Source organism: Thermoflavifilum thermophilum (assembly GCF_900116565.1).
GTDB lineage: Bacteria > Bacteroidota > Bacteroidia > Chitinophagales > Chitinophagaceae > Thermoflavifilum > Thermoflavifilum thermophilum.
This window is the reverse complement of sequence record NZ_FPCJ01000001.1, coordinates 2,322,933-2,339,391: the sequence shown is the minus strand read 5'-3', so window position 1 is coordinate 2,339,391 and position 16,459 is coordinate 2,322,933. Positions and strand designations below refer to the sequence as shown.

Genomic DNA, 16,459 nt, shown 5'->3' with positions numbered 1-16,459 from the left:
AAATGAATCTTAAAATATTATTGCATATCAGCTTGCGCAGGTTCCCGAAAACTATAAAATAAATATATCAGAAAAGGCAGTATAAACAGGCTCCCACCGAGCAATGCCCAAGCAAGCGCATTTATGGTTGCATCCGGCGCACGATGGATAAACAATGACACGTGTGTGCCGTTTTGCAAAATCATGAAATCAGGAAAATGATGATAACCTACGGCAAGTAAAATCATGGTTACCTGAAAACATGCCAGCATACGCAATAAAAATTTTCTCCTGCCCCTGATGCATGCATACCAGAGCCAGCCCAGAGAAATCAAAGCAGCAATAATGGCAAACTTTCCCACCGGGTTGCCAAATATCCATTGCCATAAAGAAAAATGTGCCCAATGTGAAGTTAAGAATACACCTATACCAGCCAGTAAAGCTAAAATATTCGATACAATGGCTTTTGAAACAAATCTGCGTTGATCATACGAAGTAACGGCTTCACCTATCAGATAAACTGCTGCCAGAAATGCACAAAGGGCAACGGTAAACAATCCTACCATAAAGCAAAAAATATTCAGCCAGGGTTTCAGATATAAATCCGAAAAATGATGAGCATAAGGATTAATGTTACCTGAAATCACGGCACCAGCTATCATACCCAAAATCATGGGCGTAATAAAACTTGAATACACAAAGATGGCATTATACACCGTTTGCATCCGATCCCTGACAGCATCATAATGCCGGAAAATAAAAGCTGTGCCCCGCAAAATGATGCCCAGCAACATCAACAACAAAGGTATATGCAGATATGTAGTAAATGTGGTATAGATTTCAGGAAATCCTACAAACAAAATCACAATGAAGATAATCAACCACATGTGATTGGCTTCCCATACCGGTCCAATAGCCAGATAGGTGATACGCCTTGTGCGCGGCTGATTGCGGGAAGAGGTAAACATTTCCAAAATACCCGCCCCAAAATCAGCACCTCCCAAAAGCAAATACAACAATAAGGAAAGGTAAAGATACATGATGACTACAAATAGCATGTTTCAATTTTTATCTGAAACAACATCGTATAAAACAGGTACCATTTTGATTTGACGATAAAGCAGAAATATCACCATGGCCGACAGCATCAAATATATCCCTGTGAAAACATAAAAGGTATATACAATACCCGGCATAGGGGTCACTGCATCCGCAGTACGCATGATATGATCAATAATCCATGGCTGACGGCCCACCTCCGTGACCGTCCAACCAGCCTCTATGGCTAAGAATCCTCCAGGAATTGCCATGATGTGCCATTTAAGAAACCATGGTTGATGCAGCCATTTTCGGTATTTCCACACACCGCATAAACTGATTACAGCCAATAAAAAAAGCAAAATGCCAAGAGCTACCATTATTTGATAAGCAATATGTACTATGCCTACCAATGGCCATTCATTCTTTGGAATACGATCCAGACCGATTACTTCGGCATTGGCCTTTCCATGCACCAACACACTCAGCAAATCCGGAATTTCAATTGCATACTTGAGCCGATACACGATACTATCAGAACCGGAAGCAGGATGGACAGCAGACCAGATGCCTCCCACAGACAGGGGTGCGTGAGATTGTGTATGATAAAGCCCTTCCATGGCAGCCAGTTTGGCAGGTTGCAGCTTTGCCACACTTCTGGCCGCAAAATCGCCGCTGAATGGTTGCAACAAAGCGGCAATGGCTGCAAAACTCACAGCAATTCGGAAAGCTCTCAAATGAAATTCAACATTCTTTCCGCGATACAACATCCAGGCATGTACACCCGCAACTGCAAATCCTGTGGCAATAAAGGCAGCTAAAATCATGTGCAGGGCCTCAGGAATCCATGCGGCATTATACATGGCCTTCCAGGGATTAATATCGGTAAAATGCCCGTTTTCGTAAGTAAAACCAGCCGGGCTGTTCATCCACGCATTGGCTGATACCACCAGAATACCAGATGCCAATCCGCTCAAGCCAATCAACAGTCCGGTATACCAATGAAACCATCTGTTGAGTTTTTCCCAACCATACAAATAAAAGCCCAATGCAATGGCTTCAATAAAAAATGCCGTTCCCTCCAGCGAAAACGGCATGCCAATGATAGGCCCTGCATATTTCATAAATCCTGGCCACAATAGTCCCAGCTCAAACGACAACATGGTACCCGACACGGCACCGGTAACGAAAAATATGGCTACTCCCCGGCTCCAGGCACGCGTAATATTTTTGTAACAAACATCTCCTGTTCGCAACCATTTGTAATGAGCTACAGCCATGAAAAACGGCATCACCATGCCAATGCAGGCAAATATGATATGAAAGCCAAGCGAAACACCCATTTGCGCACGAGCAGCCAGAAAGTCATCCATGCGAATAATACGTTTTAATCATCTCCACAAACATTCATCACAAAGATACTTGGGAAATGATATGAACGTATTAGCAAAACGCACGTGATGATTGAAAGAAACCATGCTGTTTGCAGCGGAAAGAAAAACGATCAGCTTTTCGTAGAAGTAAAAAACAATATTTTCACCGATACCATCAGTATAAACCAGGCAAATATTTTCTTGACGACAAGATCGGGCAACTGTACAGCCATTTTTCCTCCCAGATAACTTCCCAACAGATAACCACTGACAAGCAGCAAACTGGCAGATATGTGTACATATCCCCGCAGATAATATTCCCGTGCTGCAAGCAGACCAATAGGCGGGAGCATCATGGCAAGGGTAGTTCCCTGTGCCTGATGTTGACTGAACCCAAAAATATATACCAACGCCGGTACCACCAAAATGCCGCCGCCCACACCCGCAAGGCCACCCAGATATCCCGCAATGATCCCGAGTAGCAACAGCCCTGCCATTGTAATCACACTGAACTGCATAACATAAAACTTTACTGCTGTTTAACGGATATATTTGCTCTTGCTTTTTCAATTTCTTCAAATGGGCCGTATTTATGTTGTGGCTCCTGAAATGAGTCGGCATACGGTCCAAAGGGATAATCCACAGGCTTATCGGCAATCCTGGGCCAGTCATACTTCAAATCCCGATAAGCCTGTCGGGGCTGTGTATTCACAAAAGCGGCCACATCCCAGGCTTGCTCATCGGTTAACAGCGGATGCAAGTAACTTGTTCCAAACGGCATATTATTTTTAACAAATGCCGCAAACTGGGAAATCCGATACATACCGGCACCCGTATTGTAACTATGTTTACCCCACAACGGAGGATATTGATATTCACCTGTACTATCCACCCACAAGCCTTGTCCATGGCGTCCATGGCAGTTTTGGCAGTAAGTCATAAATACCATCCTGCCGGCATTCGTATCGGCTGCACGTTTCAAATAATTCAATTTTTCTGTACCAGCTCCCCAAACTGTGGGTGTTCGGCTACCGGCAGAGCTGTTTGCATGAAGTTGCCCTCCAATCCACAACAAATAAGCTACAAAAGCTTTCATTTCCCGCGAATTAGTGTCCAGTGCCTCACCGTTTAAACTTCTTTTCAAACAGGCATTTACGCGAAAAGCAACGGTTTCTACCCGATCATTCCGTGCACGATATTTGGGATAAGTAGATGCCACCAATGAAAAATTATTGGCAAATGGCAATGTTCCCGCAGCCAGATGGCAATTCTGGCAATTCATGCCATTGCTGATATGTGCAATTTTGCCCTTTGGACCCAGATAACGGGCTGTGTGTACAACCAATAAGCGGCCATAACGAATCAAATCTCCCTCTGCTGTATGTGGAATTGTGTGGGTATCGGGTGGTATCCAGACAATATTTGTAACTGGTTGTTGATACAATGCATGCTTTTGATGAAGAATATGCATACGATATTCATGCAACCATATCCTTCTCCACACAGAGAATAAGATCAGGATTCCCAATCCTGCCGTTAGCCACACAACTATCCACCTTCGTTTCATGCATCCGCATCAAACACGACAATAGGCGCAGCCATGCTCCTGTGCTCGCCCCACAGCCCACACACCTGAAGGTACCACTTCAATGCCTGGCAACACATTGTCCAGAAAATCTTTTCGCACCGCTTCGGGATCCATACTCATGCCCTGAGCCACAGCAGCACTATATACCCGAATGGCCATATTGCATACACAAAACATTACTCCCTGCTGCTGAAGATCATTGATGCCAATCGGTACAGGCCCTAATCCGGGTAAAATAAAATCATTTGGATCCGGCTTCCAGTAAGGGTTCCGAACCGATGGCTGCCCCGTTTTCGGATCATTGTACTTGAATGCTTCCCCCAAATGATATTTTTCCCATAATGCAGGTTGCATGGCAAAAGGTATGGATTCATGCCGCAAAATAACTACCACACTGCAATCCTTGGGATCTGTACCGGTTGATTGATTTGTAACTAAAAAAACTGCCGGCCATGCAAAAGGAAAAATATCCTTGGGCTCAGTAACATCAAATACAATGCGATGTTTACCCTGAATTTTATTAAACCAGCTATCCGGATCTTCAGCCTCAACCCATGAAGCAACAGGATTTACAGCAGAAGTAAGCGGAGAAGTGAAAAGTGTAACAGCCCCTGCTGAAATCATTCCAATGAAACCACGCCTGTGGATAAATGTGTTGTTCTTTGTCGTCATTTTAAAACTTTTTAAGGTTATCAATGTTGGTATTGATGTGCGTTAGAAAATGTATAACATGATTAAAAAGACATAGCAGAATAGAATATCACCTTCTCTCATACAAACAAGAATACAGGTATTTATACCAGATATTCAAATTGAGCAGAATAATAACTAACGTGCTACTTTAATATATCCAAATCCATTGCGTTGTTTGCTGATAATCTCATAAATACCATCTGGTACGGTTTGCACGCCGGTGATCAATTGGGATTCTGTTACATGCTGACGATCCATGGCGATATGACAAGCCTTAAAAGCAACTCCCAGTTTAAGAAGTTTTGCAATTGCATCTTTATCTACAAACTTATCTTTTCGCACCAGATCAAGGCCCTGCCCATAGACAACTACTTCCAGCTGAGCATCCGGATGAGCCGATTTAATCAATCCCGCATCACGGATAACCTGTTGTTGTGCAACCGGATCATTGCTGGTAAGGTCAAATACAACCTTGTAATCAGATTTCTGCGCAGAAGCCAACTGCTGAAAGATTAACAAAACAGCAGAAAAAAAGATGAGCCTGAACATAGAATTTATTTTTGGGGAATAACAACACAAAATTTGAAATCTATCCGGGTAAAGTCAACTACATAAACATGTAGTTTTATACGATCTTATTTTTCAATGCTTTGATAACAGCCTCCCTTCCGCAGTTGACATGAAGTTTGTGATAAATGTTGCGAATATGAAACTGTACAGTAGCAAGGGATACATGGCATGCATCTGCAATCATTTTGTAGCTGTATCCTTTTACAAGATAACGAAGTACATCCATTTCTCTCCCCGAAAGCCCGTACTTATTTTGATGACCCGCCTGCTGGCGAAAATATTGTAATACTTTCTGTGCGATAGCAGGCGACATGGGCACACCACCTTCCTGCAATTCCCGAATGGCTTCATGCAAGTAACTTAATGAAGTGTTTTTTAAAATATATCCACTGGCACCTGCACACAAGCTATCAAATAACTTATCTTCATCCTCAAATACGGTGTAAATAATCACATGTGTTTCCGGATAAGCTTCCTTAATCATTCTCACACCCTCAATTCCTGAAACATAAGGCATGCCAATATCCATAATCACCAGATCAGGGCGAAGCGTAGCCACCATTTCACCGGCCCCTTCACAGGATCCAAAATCAGCAACTACCACATAGTTACCTGTCTGTTCAAGATATAGCTTCAGTGATTTTCTTAACTTTTCATTGTCTTCAAATAAAATAATGCGCAAAATCATGATATAAAGCTAAATATGAAAACAGATATGAAAAACTACATATTCATGCAGGTTTAAAATAAAGAATAAGATGAGTACCTTTTTCAGCACCTGCACTGATATCGAGCAACCAGTTATGTCGCATTGCTCTTGTTTTCATATTATACAAGCCATTGCTCCAGAGATAGTTATCCGGATTAAATCCTTTTCCATTGTCGGCTATTGTCAGGGAAAACATGTTTTGTTTTTTCTCAAAAACAATCTGCACGCTGGTAGCTTCAGCATGCTTCACAATATTATGAATGGCCTCTTTGAAAATAAGTACCAAATCGCGCTTCTCATACATAGTCATTTTAAATCCGTCGGCGTCAAGTATCATTGCATGTACTTGAATATTACTGTATTCAAGAACCTGTGAAGCATAACGAATCAGAAACGGAAGTACCTGTGTAAATGAATCGTTACGTGGATTTATCGTCCATACAATTTCTCTCATCGTGTCTGAAACATGCCGACTATCTTCTACGATTCTTTTGAGCAGATCGTTTAACTGAACTGTTACGCCGGTTTGTCCGGCAAGGTTCTGCTGTAGTTTTTCTTGTGCAAGCAGCGCTGTCAGGCCAATAGTAGTCAAATGAGAACCAATTTCATCGTGCAAATCATGCGAAATCTGCGTTCGCATGTATTCGAGTTTCACCAGTTGAAGAATGCGATAACGATACCAGCCGTATATGATACCAAACCCGCAACACACAAGAAGCAGATAAAACCAAAAAGAATGTGTAAATGGAGTTACAACCATAAAATCCAAATGTTCAATATCCGGCCCCCATTCACCTCCGCCTCGCGCGGCTTTAATATATAAATGATAATTACCCGGTGCCAGATTAGCCAATCTGATCTGCCGCTGATGACCAATATTTATCCAGGAACCTGTTCTGTTGTTTCCTTCATCCAAACGATAAGCATAAATATTGCTTTTCCCATTGGTAAGATTGATACCGGTAAAAAATACAGAAATATCGTTGTCATGATAAGGAATCCGGATATTCTCTGCCTTAAAATCATCCATGATCTTATTTTTGATATATATGCCTGTAATTCTTACAGGTAGAGGATACGAAGAAACCGTCATCCGATCAGGATTAAAGCTGATGATACCACCCAATGTACCCACATAAACCAGATGAGTTGTGGAATCTACATAGAAATTACCTGTAAAATAAGAAACGGGCAAGCCATTTAATTCCGTGTAATAAGAAAAGGTATGATGATTCGGATGATAGCAACTGATTCCCTTTGTTGTTGCAAGCCATATATTCTGCTCATATTGCATAATGCCTCTTATTGATCCGAAGTTTAATCCCTGGCCGGGTCCATATATCTTTGTTTGCTGGTTTTTTGGGTTATATTGAATCAATCCAACCGGATCAACAGCATACCAAATATTGTGTTGATGATCCACGCATATTGTTCCTGTGGCTGCCGTTATCTTTCCTTTCAACACTTCAGGAGTGACTATTTGAAACTGACGGGTTTTACGAGTCCAGTGCACCAATGAACCCACATCATCGTTTACCAACCAAATGTCACTGTTTTCATCTTCCACAATTCCCGTAGGATAACGATACGGATAACTACCTGCATGATTGGGAATCAGCTGAAATTTTTGCTGTTTTATATCATAAATACACAACCCGTGACCAAGACCCATTCCCATCCACACAAGGTCTTTGCTATCAGTAAATTGAGTGGTAATAGGCACTGAGTCCAACAAACCTGGATGGTTCTGTAAAATCCGGCCCGCATGATTATTTTTTATATCATACCACATTAATCCCATTTGCGTACCCAACCAAAATGTATCGCCTCTTTCATGGCGGATGTTCCAGACCATGTTTAGTAACTGATTCAATAACCTGGAATGTGGGTAAGAAAAAAGAAAATGAGTAAGTTCCTTGCCAGATAAATCGAGATTATACAATCCACTTCCATAATTAGAAATCAGCAAGTTATTTTTATACCTGTACATCGAGAGGACATCATGGCGCTGACTACCTTTTTCCAGCCAGAAAGATTCAAAATTCTGTTTATCAGGTGAAACTCTCAACAGACCATCCGTCTCTGTCGTAAACCAGAGATTCCCTTCCCTATCTGAAAAAATTTTTCGAAATGTATATTGCGGAAAATAAATCTTCGGGTAAAACACCAACGAAAGACTATCACCCGTATCCCGTATTTTAATCAACGAAAAACCTTCATTCTGATATGCAAGAGCCAGCCATCCGTTTCCAATTTCTGAAATCTGTTCTATTAAAGGTATTAAGCGATTGCTATTCCATACCCGAATTTGAAGAAATCTGCAAGCGGCTTTATGTTTCGTCAATTCATCCCATACATACAAACTATCATGCATGGAGGAAGCAAACAACAAATAATGCCCATATACACGAAAACAGAGATTATTGTAATGCAGCTGATTTAGAAAATCCAGATCAGGTGTATGTAATTTACTCACTGGTATCATCTGTTTCATACCCGTATGACATAAAAACCATGTGCGATGAGCCTGTGTTGTATAGGGATCGGATGCAAAAGGCAAATTCAATAAAACCAGTGTCCCCTGCTTGACAGATAAAGGAATGATCTTCCATACATAATTTAATCTCCTTCCATACAAATCATAAGGTCGTACATGCCTGTAAGAAACATACACGAGGTGCAATTGATTGCTAAGACAGATGAGAGACGCACGGGTACCTAACCACAAATTCCCTGATGCATCTTTCTCCATATTCAGAATCACATTGTGATAGGCTTCCCATAATTTCTTCTCTTCATTTTGCATGCTTACTTCAGGCTGATCGAGTTCGGGAAGATGCAAATCATCGAGGGTAAAATAAAAATTATGAAATTTCAGATCCCGGGTATTGAGAATACTTAACCCCCGGTTGGTTGCAATTGCCAGATGAAAGGAATCAAGTAAAATGAGTCGGTGGATGTAATTATCAGGCAGGGTATTGGAATGATCGGGATTTGCGTAAAACGTTCGGATTTCAGTTCCGTCAAACCGGTTTAATCCATCATCGGTCGCAATCCACAAGTACCCATCACCATCCTGCACCACGTCCGTGACCATATTGCTGCTTAGTCCATCGGCCATGGTAAGCTTTTCCGGATCATGCAAAACTGGCTGGGCAGCTACTGAAATGCATATCCTGAAAAGCACAAAGCATGTGCAAAGGATTCTGGGGTACATCCAAAACTAATGAATCACCCCAATTTAATCATTTTTTTAGATTTTAGAAAATAACTCAACTCATTAGGTTTCAGGTTTTGATTGAACTCAGCTTATATGATCATGATTTAGCTTAGATCAATTGGAGAAAGAAACTTTAATCAATTGTTAATGGGTTTCAGATAAGCAAATCATTCAAAATTTCTTTAGTATTGTGAGGTAAATTTGCAACTCGTAGAGTTGATTTGGGCCTGTGACCTGAAAAGAGTTTCCCAACCAAATGTAACATGAACATGAATAAGTACATCCGCTGTATTGTTCTTCTTTCTTATTCCACCCCACACTCCAACTTGCTCTTTCATCCCGAACGAGCTTACGCTTTTCTTATTTAAATCATGGATTATGAAAATCCAGAAAAACCATCTGCTTATCCGTTGGTTCTCACCGTTGCTTACCCGTAATTACATGCTTTGGCTCTGGTTGGGTATGGGTGGAATAGCTTTGTTAAGCGAAGCCATGAGTCATAAGGTCAATAACAATTATTTTGTTTTTACGCATGTATATTTTCATCTCCTACATCAACAACCGTTATATATCCCTTATCCGCATGAATATGCCGATGTGAATCTATATGGACCCTTGTTTTCCCTGATTATTGCCCCTTTTGCTATCATGCCCATATCGGTTGGTGTGGTTTTATGGGTCATGGCAAATATTCTGTTTTTGTATGCAGCCGTAAAGCAATTGCCAATACCGCATGAGCATCAGCAATTTGTGATGTTGTTTTCGGCAATGGAATTACTGATGAATGCGCAATGGTTGCAATTCAATGCATGTATTGCTGCCTGTCTGCTTTTAAGCTTTGTTCATTTCAGAGATGATAAGCCACACCTGGCAACATTGTGGATCGTATTGGGCAGCTTCACTAAATTATACGGGATAACCGGACTGGCTTTTTTGCTGTTCAGCCGAAAACCCATGAAAGCTTTTTTCTGGCTTGTGATATGGGGTACAATTGCATTTGTATTACCCATGTTGCTCAGCTCGCCGGAATATATTGTAAGCAGCTATCAGCAGTGGTTTCAGGCATTGATAATAAAAAATGCCAAGAATATGACAGCATCTTTAAACAATTATTATCAGGATATTTCGGTTATGGGATTAATTAAACGCATAGGAAATATTCATGCCGCAATAGATGGATGGGTGATTCTTACGGGTTGCTTACTCATGTTGATTAGCTATTTGCCAATCATACGGTTTCGTTTTGATCCATCGTTTCAATGGTTATGGTTGAGCAATATTTTGTTGTTCACCGTTCTATTCAGCACCGGATCTGAATCTCCCACCTATATCATTGCAGTTCTGGGCGTAGCCATCTGGTATGTGACCTACGGTGCAGCAAAGCACAGAAAACTTGCTGAAGGTTTATTGATTTTTACTTTTTTCATTACAAGCATAGCCAGTACGGATCTGGTTACGCCATGGGTAAGAATTAATATCACCAGGCATTTTGCATTAAAAGCCCTACCATGCCTGCTGGTGTGGATGATGATAATCTTTGACCTGATGACAGGATTTGTGAAGCCAATATGGAGAAAAACAACTGTTCCTGAGAAAAACCTTTCCATATTTTCATCATAGAGTAGCATGAAAATTTTGTTTTAGTACACAATATTCTTTTATGGAAAAGGTTATTACACTGGTTATTCCTGCATATAATGAAGAACACAATCTTCCTGTATTGGTGAAAAAATTATCTGATTTCTTTCAGCAATATTCCCGCTATCGGTTTGAATGCATTATAGTAGATGATGGTAGCACTGATCATAGTCGGGAAGTAATAAAAAAACTTTCAGCCGAATACAAATGGCTTTATTATCTTTTCCTTTCCCGCAATTTTGGAAAAGACATTGCCATGAAGGCCGGAATTGATCAGGCAAGGGGTGATGCCATTATTACCATGGATGCTGACGGACAGCATCCGCTGGATTTGATTCCCAGATTTATTCAGGAATGGGAATCGGGATATGATGTGGTGTATGCTTATCGCAAGGAAGCTTCGGATCATTATACCTATATGCAACGGCTCCGTTCCAGGCTTTTTTATGTGATTGCCAGCAAACTTACGGATTTAGATATGGAAGAGGGGCTGTCTGATTTCAGGTTATTCAGCAGGCGCGTGGCACAAATCATCACACAGTTTCAGGATAAAGAACTTTTTCTCAGAGCCATATTCAAATGGATTGGATTCAAACAAAAAGGGGTTCCCTATCAACCTTTGCAACGTGAATATGGAACAACAAAATATACCCTGAGAAGCCTGATCAGGCTTTCATTGCAGGGTATCACCTCATTCAGTGTCAAGCCTTTAAACATGGCCATTTATCTGGGTCTTACCATATCCATTCTTTCTTCACTGTATATTCCTTATGTGATCTGGAGTTTTATGTACAATCATCCCATCTCCGGCTGGGCTTCCATGATTGTAACCATTGCATTTTTTGGCGGATTGCAATTGATGATTCTTGGCATCATTGGTATTTATATTGGTAAACTGTTTATCCAGACACAGTTTCATCCGCCCTATATCATCGAATCCACCAATATGCAATCAGCTTCTTATCTGCACTCTTATACTTATCCTGAGCTTCATGCTATTACACCCGAATAATGATTCACATGAGTGATTATCAAAAACAAGCTACCGTTTTGCTGAGTTTTGACCTGGAAGAATTTGATCTACCATTGGAATATGGGTATGTCATTTCTTTATCCGACCAGATTGCCATCACGACAGAGGGATTGCAGGCTCTTTCAGAAACGCTGACCCAATACGCAATAAAAGCTACTTTTTATACTACTGCCCGATATGCAACTCATCAGCCTGAGTGGATAAAAAAGCTTATCCAGGATGGCCATGAACTGGCTTCCCATGGTATGCATCATGGTGAATTTAACAGAAATGACTATGCTGCATCACGGGAAATACTTGAAAATCAATTTCAAGTACCTATTTACGGATTCCGGATGCCGCGTATGAAACAAACAGATATTGATGCCCTTGGAAAAGCAGGTTATAGGTATCATTCATCACTTCATCCAACCTGGATTCCGGGACGTTATTGCCATCTCCGGGAGCCAAGAACAATTACTACTCAGCAACATATTCTTCATATTCCTCCCTCTGTTACGCCCCGTTTACGTTTCCCTTTGTTCTGGTTATCCTTTCACCTGATTCCTTTTGATAAGTATATCGCACTTTGCCGACAGACCATACAAACAGACAACTACCTTCACCTCTATTTTCATCCCTGGGAATGGGCAAGTTGGCCAAAAAGACTTATCAAACATATACCTTTCTACCTGCGGGTACAATCAGGCATAAACATGAAACAACGGTTTAAACTTTGGATTGAAGCAATCAGCCAAACCACATTGAACTTTACCACAACTTATGACTGGCTGAAGCAAAACTATTGGAAAGATGAAAGCCTGCCCGATGAAATACAGCCTGACAAAAACTTATACCGCAGAACCTTTGAGTAATGGATGATGTTTTTTTAATCGGTAACCCAGCAATAAATACGTTACCGCCGAAATCAATGCGTTTATACCTATCACCCAACCAGACAAAAGTAACGCACTGGCTGGTTCGTTAAAAAACATCCACAAAATAATAAACCCTAACATAATAGAGAAAATACCACTGAGCATCAACCAAACTTCTCCTTTAATTTCCCTGCGAAGGCGAAAAGCCGAAATAAATTCCATCAAGCCAATCAACATAGACCATATCCCAATGCTTGCCCATAGAAAAGCAGCCAACACCACAGTTGAAACCAATGGATAGAAAAATACAACCAGTCCGGTCAGAATACCCAAAATACCACTAAACAGCAGCCACCCCCAATGCTTCCCTTTCTGCATTTTGCGAACAGAGAGGACTACAGCAAATATCCCGTCCGCAAAAGAAAATGCACCAAACACAATAGTCAAAGCAAAGATTGCCGTAACCGGCATAAAAAATGCAAGTAAAGCAAAAATCAAGGCCAACAAGCCTCGGATGATAAAAGCCCACCAGTTGAAACTCAATTCACAACCCGCGAGAAAAGATACTTTTTCCCCGGCCGACTGAGATTCATGTGGAAGTTCCATGTATGAAGTAGTTTTTTAAGAAATCGCTTATGCAGTTTTTTCTATTTTCCCTTCGGTTGATTCCGGTTTTTCCAGCAAAATCTTGGTCATAGCATGATAATGATGTTGGAGTTCATGCACCGTGAGTGCATGTTCGATTTCACGGGTATGCTCACCATGGCAGATGAGCAGGCAATGAGCCCGGTTTTGCTTGTCGGGATAACGAATGATGAAAGGTCCTTTTACATAAGCAATGCCGTGCGGGCCGGCTATTTCCGGGTTTTCCCGTTTTTCAAATCCAAAGGAAAACAATTGTTCTTCTGTAAGAGGTATGGGATCCACTGCTTCCGGCTCATACCAGTAAAGATTGTCCTCAAAAGTACGTACACACACCTGCCCATCGGCCAGCTCTTCTACCTGGCCTTCGATCCTTTCGTTTTCCACTTCCACAAGTACCCAGTCTCCTACCTGAAGTTCTTTGTAAGGTATCATGGCTTGCTTATTTTTAAGGCTCTTAAATTTCAACAAAATCTGTGGAATATACAAGTCTTTTGATTGATTTTCAGGATTGTTAATATGCATTTTCGTATGAAACCTGAAATTTTCTCTGTATCCTGAAGGGTTTTGTTATCTTTGCGTTTACGATTCCCATTTATCCTGAAATTCAGATCTATGAACGAAACCATCACACAAGGGCGCATAGCCGAATTATTGGGCGACCAGGCCGAGTATTTGCTGAATCATGTCTGCAAGACTATTGATGCTTCTCAGCTGACGCTGCCAGGCCCGGACTATCTGGATAGAGTATGGCTGAATTCCAACCGAAACAATCAGGTGTTGCGCAGCCTGCAGGCTATTTTCAATCATGGCCGACTGGCAGGTACGGGGTATATTTCTATTTTTCCGGTTGACCAGGGCGTGGAGCACAGCGCCGGATCGGCATTTGCTCCCAACCCGATGTACTTCGATCCGGAAAACATCATCCGGCTGGCCATTGAGGGTGGGTGCAATGCTGTAGCATCAACCTTCGGCGTGTTGGGTATCATGTCCAGAAAATACGCACACAAGATTCCTTTTATAGTAAAAATTAACCACAACGAATTTCTGAGTTATCCCAACCGGTATGACCAGACTCTGTTTGGTACCGTGAAAAGTGCCTGGAATATGGGAGCTGTGGCTGTAGGCGCCACTGTGTACTGGGGTTCAGCCGAAAGCAACCGGCAGCTAAAAGAAATTGCCGAAGCCTTTGAGCTGGCGCATGAGCTGGGCATGGCCACCATTCTCTGGTGCTACACCCGCAACAGCGCCTTCAAAGTAAACAATGTGGATTATCACACCTCTGCCGATTTAACCGGCCAGGCCAATCACCTGGGCGTTACCATCCAGGCCGACATTATCAAGCAGAAACTTCCTACCAACAACGGAGGATATCTGGCCACCAAACATGGCAAAACCAGCCCACTGGTCTATGAAAAGTTAACCACCGATCATCCTATTGACCTTTGCCGGTATCAGGTATTAAACTGCTACAGTGGCCGCATCGGGCTTATCAACTCAGGTGGCGAATCCAAAGGCCAATCCGACCTGGCCGAAGCCGTTGCTACTGCCGTCATCAACAAACGTGCGGGTGGAATGGGGCTCATCCTGGGAAGAAAAGCCTTTCAACGGCCTTTCAGGGAAGGCGTGCAACTCCTGCATGCTACGCAAGACGTATATCTGGATAAGTCCATCACCATTGCCTGAACCCCATGATGCCGGGTTTGTTTTGCCAGCATGGATATGCCCCAAAACAAGCAAACCTTCGGTATTCTCTTTTCCATTCTGGCCTTGAGCTGGAATTCTAAATTTCGTGCACTATGGCAAAATGGTTTCAAAGGATCAAAAAAGGAATTGAAACTTCCACCAGTGAAAAAAAAGAACCGCCTGACGGCCTCTGGACCAAATGCCCCAAATGCAAAAAGCTCATCCTGACCAAAGACCTGAGAGAGAATAATTTTGTATGCGATAAATGCAATTATCATTTTCGCATCAACTCGGCCGAATACTTTCAGATTCTTTTTGATGAAGATCATTCACGGGAATTATTTGGCAATATTTATCCGGTGGATATCCTGGGATTCAAGGATATCAAAACCTATGAAGAACGGCTGCAGGAAGCCCAGAAAAAAACGGGACTGGCCGATGCAATCCGCGTGGGCGCCGGTAAGGTCAATGGGTTTGACCTGGTAATCGCGTGCATGGACTTTGATTTTATCGGAGGTTCCATGGGTTCGGTGGTGGGTGAAAAAATTGCCCGTTCGGTAGATTATTGTGTGGAACATCGCATTCCGTTGCTGATTATTTCCAAATCGGGTGGTGCCCGCATGATGGAAAGTGCATTTTCTTTGATGCAAATGGCCAAAACAGCCGCCAAGCTTACCCAGCTTGCAGAAGCCCGCATTCCCTATTTTTCACTCATGACCGATCCAACCACCGGTGGCGTTACGGCATCATTTGCCATGCTGGGTGATATCAATATGGCTGAACCCGGCGCCCTGATTGGATTTGCAGGGCCCCGCGTCATCAAGGAAACAATTAAGAAAGATTTGCCGGAGGGTTTTCAAACCGCCGAATTCCTTCTGGAACACGGTTTTCTGGATTTTATTGTGGACCGCAAGGAATTAAAGACCCGCATCAGCGAGCTATTGCTGCTGTTTAGTAAATAATGTTGTTACACGCCCATCCCGTATCATTATGGAAATCAGCAATCGCTCGGCATGGTTTAACTACGAAATCAAAGACCGCTATATTGCCGGAATGGTGCTCACGGGCTCTGAAATCAAATCCATCCGCGAGGGAAAGGTGAGCTTCAACGACAGCTTTTGCTATTTTCAGGGCGATGAGTTGTTTGTGAAAAATCTGCACATTGCAGAATATAAAAATGCCACCTATAGCAACCATGATCCCTTGCGGGAAAGAAAACTCCTGCTGCAAAAAAGAGAATTGAGAAAACTGAAAAATGCCGTACAGGAAAAAGGCTATACCATTGTGCCCCTGCGCATCTTCATCAATGAAAAAGGATGGGCTAAAATGGAAATTGCACTGGTGAGAGGTAAAAAGATATACGACAAACGCGAAACCATCAAACAAAGAGAAGCTCAGCAGGAGATCATGCGCCGCTGGAAAAGATAACCTAT

Annotated in this window: 16 protein-coding genes; 6 read left to right on the top strand and 10 right to left on the bottom strand. The window is 42.1% G+C overall.

Going from position 1 to position 16,459, the window contains the following annotated elements; genetic code table 11:
• Positions 1 to 17: 17 nt before the first annotated feature.
• From BM367_RS09990 to BM367_RS09955, 8 genes are all read right to left on the bottom strand, one after another.
• Positions 18 to 1,037, bottom strand: coding sequence for a cytochrome d ubiquinol oxidase subunit II (locus BM367_RS09990; RefSeq protein ID WP_092460177.1), 1,020 nt, complete (start codon positions 1,035 to 1,037; stop codon positions 18 to 20).
• 3 nt (positions 1,038 to 1,040) lie between these two features.
• A complete protein-coding gene (locus BM367_RS09985) occupies positions 1,041 to 2,390 on the bottom strand; it encodes a cytochrome ubiquinol oxidase subunit I (protein WP_092460176.1) in 1,350 nt (449 codons plus the stop codon).
• A gap of 131 nt (positions 2,391 to 2,521) precedes the next feature.
• Entirely contained in the window at positions 2,522 to 2,908 is a 387-nt protein-coding gene (locus BM367_RS09980) for a sulfite exporter TauE/SafE family protein (protein WP_222842616.1), read from the bottom strand.
• A gap of 11 nt (positions 2,909 to 2,919) precedes the next feature.
• Positions 2,920 to 3,957: a c-type cytochrome gene (locus BM367_RS09975; protein ID WP_222842615.1), complete on the bottom strand. Its 1,038-nt coding sequence runs from the start codon at positions 3,955 to 3,957 to the stop codon at positions 2,920 to 2,922.
• A 9-nt stretch (positions 3,958 to 3,966) separates the two neighbouring features.
• Entirely contained in the window at positions 3,967 to 4,650 is a 684-nt protein-coding gene (locus BM367_RS09970; protein WP_092460174.1) for a hypothetical protein, read from the bottom strand.
• A 156-nt stretch (positions 4,651 to 4,806) separates the two neighbouring features.
• Positions 4,807 to 5,220, bottom strand: a complete 414-nt coding sequence (locus BM367_RS09965) for a DsrE family protein (protein WP_092460173.1) — start codon at positions 5,218 to 5,220, stop codon at positions 4,807 to 4,809.
• A gap of 76 nt (positions 5,221 to 5,296) precedes the next feature.
• The gene (locus BM367_RS09960; RefSeq protein WP_092460172.1) at positions 5,297 to 5,929 is read right to left on the bottom strand and encodes a response regulator; all 633 of its coding nucleotides are present in this window, start codon (positions 5,927 to 5,929) and stop codon (positions 5,297 to 5,299) included.
• A 43-nt stretch (positions 5,930 to 5,972) separates the two neighbouring features.
• Positions 5,973 to 9,137 (bottom strand): ligand-binding sensor domain-containing protein, encoded by a 3,165-nt coding sequence (locus tag BM367_RS09955; RefSeq protein ID WP_177224190.1) that lies wholly within the window; start codon positions 9,135 to 9,137, stop codon positions 5,973 to 5,975.
• A gap of 411 nt (positions 9,138 to 9,548) precedes the next feature.
• Between BM367_RS09955 and BM367_RS09950 the strand changes: the two genes are divergently transcribed.
• From BM367_RS09950 to BM367_RS09940, 3 genes are read left to right on the top strand one after another with little or no spacing between them, the layout of a single operon-like run.
• Positions 9,549 to 10,790 (top strand): glycosyltransferase family 87 protein, encoded by a 1,242-nt coding sequence (locus BM367_RS09950; RefSeq protein ID WP_092460170.1) that lies wholly within the window; start codon positions 9,549 to 9,551, stop codon positions 10,788 to 10,790.
• 40 nt (positions 10,791 to 10,830) lie between these two features.
• Positions 10,831 to 11,820, top strand: coding sequence for a glycosyltransferase family 2 protein (locus BM367_RS09945; RefSeq protein ID WP_092460169.1), 990 nt, complete (start codon positions 10,831 to 10,833; stop codon positions 11,818 to 11,820).
• A gap of 8 nt (positions 11,821 to 11,828) precedes the next feature.
• On the top strand, positions 11,829 to 12,695 hold the full coding sequence (locus BM367_RS09940; RefSeq protein WP_177224189.1) for a polysaccharide deacetylase family protein: 867 nt from the start codon (positions 11,829 to 11,831) through the stop codon (positions 12,693 to 12,695).
• Here BM367_RS09940 and BM367_RS09935 read toward each other — a convergent pair.
• Together BM367_RS09935 and BM367_RS09930 are read right to left on the bottom strand one after the other, a co-directional pair.
• Complete coding sequence (locus BM367_RS09935) at positions 12,672 to 13,202, bottom strand: HdeD family acid-resistance protein (protein WP_245759960.1); 531 nt, start codon at positions 13,200 to 13,202, stop codon at positions 12,672 to 12,674. The genes BM367_RS09940 and BM367_RS09935 overlap by 24 nt on opposite strands.
• Positions 13,203 to 13,331: 129 nt before the next feature.
• Complete coding sequence (locus BM367_RS09930) at positions 13,332 to 13,775, bottom strand: hypothetical protein (RefSeq protein WP_143104003.1); 444 nt, start codon at positions 13,773 to 13,775, stop codon at positions 13,332 to 13,334.
• Between the two features lie 180 nt (positions 13,776 to 13,955).
• On the opposite strand from BM367_RS09930, the gene BM367_RS09925 reads away from it, so the two are divergent.
• The 3 genes from BM367_RS09925 to smpB all read left to right on the top strand — a co-directional run bounded on the left by BM367_RS09925 (position 13,956) and on the right by smpB (position 16,454).
• Positions 13,956 to 15,026, top strand: a complete 1,071-nt coding sequence (locus tag BM367_RS09925; protein ID WP_092460165.1) for a class I fructose-bisphosphate aldolase — start codon at positions 13,956 to 13,958, stop codon at positions 15,024 to 15,026.
• Between the two features lie 113 nt (positions 15,027 to 15,139).
• Positions 15,140 to 15,988, top strand: a complete 849-nt coding sequence (accD, locus tag BM367_RS09920) for an acetyl-CoA carboxylase, carboxyltransferase subunit beta (RefSeq protein ID WP_092460164.1) — start codon at positions 15,140 to 15,142, stop codon at positions 15,986 to 15,988.
• Between the two features lie 28 nt (positions 15,989 to 16,016).
• The gene (smpB, locus tag BM367_RS09915) at positions 16,017 to 16,454 is read left to right on the top strand and encodes an SsrA-binding protein SmpB (RefSeq protein ID WP_092460163.1); all 438 of its coding nucleotides are present in this window, start codon (positions 16,017 to 16,019) and stop codon (positions 16,452 to 16,454) included.
• The last annotated feature ends 5 nt before the right edge of the window (positions 16,455 to 16,459 follow it).

What these genes read in the sequence shown, in the direction of transcription:
- BM367_RS09990 (WP_092460177.1), bottom strand. Translation starts at nt 1,037, where the DNA reads ATGCTATTTGTAGTCATCATGTATCTTTACCTTTCCTTATTGTTGTAT.
- BM367_RS09985 (WP_092460176.1), bottom strand. Translation starts at nt 2,390, where the DNA reads ATGGATGACTTTCTGGCTGCTCGTGCGCAAATGGGTGTTTCGCTTGGC.
- BM367_RS09980 (WP_222842616.1), bottom strand. Translation starts at nt 2,908, where the DNA reads ATGCAGTTCAGTGTGATTACAATGGCAGGGCTGTTGCTACTCGGGATC.
- BM367_RS09975 (WP_222842615.1), bottom strand. Translation starts at nt 3,957, where the DNA reads ATGAAACGAAGGTGGATAGTTGTGTGGCTAACGGCAGGATTGGGAATC.
- BM367_RS09970 (WP_092460174.1), bottom strand. Translation starts at nt 4,650, where the DNA reads ATGACGACAAAGAACAACACATTTATCCACAGGCGTGGTTTCATTGGA.
- BM367_RS09965 (WP_092460173.1), bottom strand. Translation starts at nt 5,220, where the DNA reads ATGTTCAGGCTCATCTTTTTTTCTGCTGTTTTGTTAATCTTTCAGCAG.
- BM367_RS09960 (WP_092460172.1), bottom strand. Translation starts at nt 5,929, where the DNA reads ATGATTTTGCGCATTATTTTATTTGAAGACAATGAAAAGTTAAGAAAA.
- BM367_RS09950 (WP_092460170.1), top strand. Translation starts at nt 9,549, where the DNA reads ATGAAAATCCAGAAAAACCATCTGCTTATCCGTTGGTTCTCACCGTTG.
- BM367_RS09945 (WP_092460169.1), top strand. Translation starts at nt 10,831, where the DNA reads ATGGAAAAGGTTATTACACTGGTTATTCCTGCATATAATGAAGAACAC.
- BM367_RS09940 (WP_177224189.1), top strand. Translation starts at nt 11,829, where the DNA reads ATGAGTGATTATCAAAAACAAGCTACCGTTTTGCTGAGTTTTGACCTG.
- BM367_RS09930 (WP_143104003.1), bottom strand. Translation starts at nt 13,775, where the DNA reads ATGATACCTTACAAAGAACTTCAGGTAGGAGACTGGGTACTTGTGGAA.
- BM367_RS09925 (WP_092460165.1), top strand. Translation starts at nt 13,956, where the DNA reads ATGAACGAAACCATCACACAAGGGCGCATAGCCGAATTATTGGGCGAC.
- accD (WP_092460164.1), top strand. Translation starts at nt 15,140, where the DNA reads ATGGCAAAATGGTTTCAAAGGATCAAAAAAGGAATTGAAACTTCCACC.
- smpB (WP_092460163.1), top strand. Translation starts at nt 16,017, where the DNA reads ATGGAAATCAGCAATCGCTCGGCATGGTTTAACTACGAAATCAAAGAC.